This window comes from Tumebacillus avium (genome assembly GCF_002162355.1).
Lineage (GTDB): Bacteria > Bacillota > Bacilli > Tumebacillales > Tumebacillaceae > Tumebacillus_A > Tumebacillus_A avium.
This window is the reverse complement of sequence record NZ_CP021434.1, coordinates 1730001-1735000: the sequence shown is the minus strand read 5'-3', so window position 1 is coordinate 1735000 and position 5000 is coordinate 1730001. Positions and strand designations below refer to the sequence as shown.

Sequence of the window (5000 nt, the reverse complement as noted above, 5' to 3'; positions counted from 1 at the left end):
CTCCACTGCTTGTGCGGGCCCCCGTCAATTCCTTTGAGTTTCAGTCTTGCGACCGTACTCCCCAGGCGGAGTGCTTAATGCGTTAGCTTCGGCACTGAGGGTGGTACCCCCCAACACCTAGCACTCATCGTTTACGGCGTGGACTACCAGGGTATCTAATCCTGTTTGCTCCCCACGCTTTCGCGCCTCAGCGTCAGAAATCGGCCAGCAAGGCGCCTTCGCCACAGGTGTTCCTCCACATCTCTACGCATTTCACCGCTACACGTGGAATTCCCCTTGCCTCTCCGATCCTCAAGCCATCCCGTATCCAAGGCAATCCCAAGGTTGAGCCTTGGGCTTTCACCCCGGACGCAAATGGCCGCCTGCGCGCGCTTTACGCCCAGTGATTCCGGACAACGCTTGCCCCCTACGTATTACCGCGGCTGCTGGCACGTAGTTAGCCGGGGCTTCCTCCTCTGTTACCGTCAGGGTGTGAGCATTCTCTTCTCACACTTGTTCTTCACAGAAGACAGAATTTTACAACCCGAAGGCCTTCATCATTCACGCGGCGTTGCTCCATCAGGCTTGCGCCCATTGTGGAAGATTCCCTACTGCTGCCTCCCGTAGGAGTCTGGGCCGTGTCTCAGTCCCAGTGTGGCCGGTCACCCTCTCAGGTCGGCTACGCATCGTCGCCTTGGTGAGCCGTTACCTCACCAACTAGCTAATGCGCCGCGGGCCCATCCGACAGTGAAGCGAAAGCTTCTTTCTCTTCTCCTTCATGCGAAGGAAAAGCCTATCCGGTATTAGCACTCGTTTCCAAGCGTTATCCCAGTCTGTCGGGCAGGTTGCCCACGTGTTACTCACCCGTCCGCCGCTAACATCATCGGAGCAAGCTCCGAATCAGTCCGCTCGACTTGCATGTATTAGGCACGCCGCCAGCGTTCGTCCTGAGCCAGGATCAAACTCTCAATAAAAGTTGAAAAAGTTTGTATCTTGACTCGCAATCATATCTCTGTAACACTCGTTTAGTTTTCAAGGATCAATCGTTGTCGCTCAAGGCGACGCATATTAACTTACCATATCGGATAATCTAAAGTCAACTGGTAAGTTTTCTTTTTTCATCACCGCGTCTCTCGCGGCGACAAGGACTATCTTATCACGTCCGCCCGCACACCTCAATTTCGCCACCGAAACAAACTCAAACAAATCTCCCCCCACACAAACAACGTCACACTCCTCCTCCCGCAAGCATCAAAAAAGACCCGATCTCGCAAGCGAGACCGAGTCCACTTTTTCCACGATCAGCCTTTCACAATCAGCCCTTCCCGACGGAACAGCTTCGAAGCCAGCACCACAGCCGCCGCCGCAAAGACCAGCGTGCTGCCAAGCACATAGCCGATATGCGCGAAATCTACGACGCCGTACAGCAGCTCTTTCACCATCATCGTCGCGTTGATCACCGGCAGGAAGTAATAGTACAGCGGCGCATCCTGCGGCGACAGGAACATCGTCGCATACACCGGTACCATCGCCACGATCATAAACGGCGCCAGATATGTCTGCGCTTCTTTAAACGACTTCGCCAGCGACGACACGCAGAGCATCAACGACGAGAACATCACTGCAAGGCCCAACAGCATCACCAGAAGCAAAGCCACATTCCCTGCCGAGAGAAACGACAAGGACATCTCCATCCCGCCGCCAGACTCATCTCCCAGCACACTCGGCATGATCTTGGCCGCGATCATCATCGCCATCGTCGACGCGATCGCCGACACAAACGCCATCATCGACGTGGTGATCAGTTTCCCGGTCAGAATCGCCGTCCCGTTCACCGGCGTGGTCATCAGCGCTTCCAGCGTCCCGCGCTCCTTTTCCCCGGCGATCAGGTCGGTCGCCGCCGGCATCGCCCCGGTCACACAAGACACGATCAGCAACAACGGCACGATAAAGCCGAGGAACGAACCAGCTTTCTGATCATCGGTCGACACATCCACCGTCTGCACCTGCAACGGCTCTACCGCTTCGGCCGTCAGATTCAGCTCGGCCAGACGGGTCGCCATCATCTCCTGCTCCAGCCCGTCGAGCAGCCCTTTCAGCACTTCCTGCGCAATGTCCGACTTCTGCTCCGCCGGATTGTACAAAATGTTCACGTTCGCCGGCTGCTTCGACTCGACTTTTTGCGCAAACGCTTCATCGATCTCCACGACAGCCCGCACATCGCCGTCGGCCAGCGCCTGCTTGGGATCTGCCGGCTTCAGCACTTCGATCCCTTCATACGCGGTGATCGCCCGCTCCACCTCGGCCTGCTGCCCGATCACCGCGATCGGAATGTAGCTGCGCGCATCTTCCTCCGTGCCCGCCTGCATCTTCACCACCAGGATCATCAGCGCCGGAATCAGCAGCAGCGGCAGCAGAACGGATGTCATCCACGTCTTCCGGTCGCGCAGCAGATCGGTGATTTCCTTCTGAAGTACGATCCACACTTGTGCAAACTTCATTGCCCCTCACCCACCATTTCCATAAAGATGCGGTCGAGATCGTTCGACCCGCTCTGCTCATATAGCGCATCCAAAGTTCCGTTGTATTGCAGCTCCCCGCGATGCAAGATCACCACGCGGTCGCACAGCCGCTCCACTTCGCTCATGATGTGCGAGGAGAAGATCACCGTGCGCCCTTCCTGCTTAAACTCGCCAAGCAACTGGCGAATCACGTTCGCCGACGTGATGTCGAGGCCCGACGTCGGCTCATCGAACAGCACCACGCTCGGGTCGTGGATCAGCGAGCGGGCGATCGCCACCTTTTGCTTCATCCCTTTGGAAAAACCGCCGACGCGCTTATCGAGATACCGAGTCATATCGAAACGCTTGGCCAGGCTCTCCGTCCGCGCTGCGATCACCTGCTGCTCCAGCCCGTACAATTTGCCAAAATAGCGGATGTTCTCCCGTGCCGTCAGCCGGTCATACAGCCCGGTCTCGCCACCAAACAGGATCCCGACCTTCTTGCGCACCTCCTCCGCCTGGCGAACGGCATCCATGCCGCCTACGGTGATGCTGCCCTGCGTTGGTTTTAACACGGTGGAGATCATGCGCAGCGTCGTCGTTTTGCCCGCGCCGTTTTCCCCGAGCATCCCAACCACTTCGCCTTGCCCTGCGCTGAACGTCAGCCCCTTCACCGCCGTAAAATCACCAAATGTCTTGGTCACCCCATGCACTTCAATCATGTTTCTTCCCCTCCCGGAATCTTTAAAATGATGTCTTGTTCTCCAAATTCCGCTTCGACAGCCGCCACCACCACATCGCGGCCAGCCCGCCGAGCAGGACCGACAGCGCCGCATACAGCCACCCGCTTCCTTGCGCCCATGCCACCGCTGTCTGCACCACATGCATATCAAGCGCCAGCCAGTACGTCAGGCCGAGGATGATCCACAACACGACATACCAAGCCGAGTACAAGTAAAACTTTTTTAAACTGCCTGAATTTAATTCCCAGTACGGATACCAGCAGGACAGCGTCAGCCCGTAGCCAAACCAGATCAGGGCAAACCACAGATACTCGGTCGGATTCAACATCGCCTGCATCTCCGGCGATAACAGGTACAAGGCGCCAAACAGCACAGCCCCATTCGGCACCGCGCGCAGCACCACCAGCAGGACCCGGCTCAAGACGATGCCACCCGTGGAGATCGGCAGCGTGCGGTAAAACTTCAACTGATCATGCGTCCGCTCGGTGTATTTCTTGGTGTACCAAGGGCATCCGATGACCGGTACGATCGCCAGGAAGTAAAAGTCGAGCAAAAACGGATCAAACGCATACCCGCTCGTAAGCGATCGCAGCAGCATCGCCGTCCATCCGCCGAAAAACAGCGACATGCCCAAGATCAGCAGATAGTTCCACCAGGCCCGTTTCAGATCATGCCCGACCAGTTTCCATGCTTCTTGCCACATCGTTAACCCCTCCCCCGGTCGTACTCTTTCATCAGTCCCGCAAAAATCTCATCGAGCTCCAGATTGTGCACTTTCAGGATGGCGATATCCCACTCCCGGAACGCACGTTCGGTGTCTCGGCGCGAAGACGTGATCACCCGCACCGGTCCTTGCCCCTCAGCTGTCACCACGCCTGGCAGCTCTGCCACCGCTTCGGCTGTGCCTTCCACCCAGAGCTCTTTCCAGCTGTCCATGATCTCGTCTTTTTCGAAATAGCCGAGCATTTTCCCCTTGTACAGAAACACCACATAATCGGCGAACTTCCGCACTTCCTCCATCACGTGTGTCGCGAAAATCACCGTCTTCTCGCCGTCTTCCAACACCGCCGACATCTCTTCCATCATCGTGCGCGCCACAAACGGATCGAGGTTGGCCGTCGGCTCATCGAGCAGGATCAGCTCCGGATCGCGGGCGAGGGCGAGGATGAACAGCACACGCTGCTTCGTGCCTTTTGACAGCTGGGCGATCTTCTTCCCCGGATCGATCTCGAATGTGCCACACAGCTCGCGGAACCGCTGATCGCTCCAGCGCGGGTACCAGTGCTTAATAAAACCCGCCGCTTCTGCCGGCGTCATCTCTTCAAATCCATACACGCCGTCGGGCATATACCCGATCTTTTGCTTGATCGGCAGTTCCTCTCGTGGCTGCAGCATCCCGAGAATCTTCACCTCGCCCGTGTCCGGACGGGTCAGGTTCTGCAGCAGGCGAAACAGCGTGGTTTTCCCGGAACCGTTGGGCCCGACGACTGCGACCCGGTACCCTTTTTCAATCTCCAGATCAATCGGGCCCAGCGTAAAAGCCCCTGTCGTTTTCGTTACGCCGCGAAGTGACAATGCCGTCATGTTTGTCATGCGACTCACTCCCCCTCTCCCGTTTTTGCATCGCGCAACACGCTTTCGAACAAGTCGCGCAGCACATCTGGCGACAATCCCAGCCGCCTGCCGATCTCCACAGCGTCCCGGAACGCCGCGATCACCGCTTCTGTGCGAAATTTATCCCGGTCGCCGGTCCCGACTTCGGAGACGAAAGTTCCGA

Annotated in this window: 5 protein-coding genes and 1 rRNA gene (2 of these 6 cut by a window edge); all 6 read right to left on the bottom strand. The window is 57.3% G+C overall.

Annotation, left to right across the window (positions count from 1 at the left end; genetic code table 11):
* Window positions 1–953: ribosomal RNA gene (locus CBW65_RS08100) — 16S ribosomal RNA — on the bottom strand; it reaches 594 nt to the left of the window's first position.
* A 327-nt stretch (window positions 954–1280) separates the two neighbouring features.
* Window positions 1281–2480: an ABC transporter permease gene (locus tag CBW65_RS08095; protein WP_087456417.1), complete on the bottom strand. Its 1200-nt coding sequence runs from the start codon at window positions 2478–2480 to the stop codon at window positions 1281–1283.
* Window positions 2477–3202 carry an ABC transporter ATP-binding protein gene (locus CBW65_RS08090; protein WP_087456416.1) on the bottom strand — a complete coding sequence of 242 codons (726 nt, stop codon included), beginning with the start codon at window positions 3200–3202 and terminating at the stop codon, window positions 2477–2479. Before CBW65_RS08090 ends, CBW65_RS08095 begins: the two co-directional genes overlap by 4 nt.
* A 22-nt stretch (window positions 3203–3224) precedes the next feature.
* Window positions 3225–3926, bottom strand: a complete 702-nt coding sequence (locus CBW65_RS08085; protein WP_087456415.1) for a hypothetical protein — start codon at window positions 3924–3926, stop codon at window positions 3225–3227.
* 2 nt (window positions 3927–3928) lie between these two features.
* Complete coding sequence (locus CBW65_RS08080) at window positions 3929–4816, bottom strand: ABC transporter ATP-binding protein (RefSeq protein ID WP_087456414.1); 888 nt, start codon at window positions 4814–4816, stop codon at window positions 3929–3931.
* A gap of 5 nt (window positions 4817–4821) precedes the next feature.
* A protein-coding gene (locus CBW65_RS08075; protein ID WP_087459163.1) for a GntR family transcriptional regulator crosses the window boundary here: on the bottom strand, window positions 4822–5000 show its end. Its footprint extends 220 nt past the window's final position; 179 of the gene's 399 nt are visible here — the last part of the coding sequence; its start codon lies off the right edge, out of view; its stop codon occupies window positions 4822–4824.

Coding starts and splice junctions, on each gene's coding strand:
- CBW65_RS08095 (WP_087456417.1), bottom strand. CDS start 2,480: ATGAAGTTTGCACAAGTGTGGATCGTACTTCAGAAGGAAATCACCGAT.
- CBW65_RS08085 (WP_087456415.1), bottom strand. CDS start 3,926: ATGTGGCAAGAAGCATGGAAACTGGTCGGGCATGATCTGAAACGGGCC.
- CBW65_RS08080 (WP_087456414.1), bottom strand. CDS start 4,816: ATGACAAACATGACGGCATTGTCACTTCGCGGCGTAACGAAAACGACA.
- CBW65_RS08090 (WP_087456416.1), bottom strand. CDS start 3,202: ATGATTGAAGTGCATGGGGTGACCAAGACATTTGGTGATTTTACGGCG.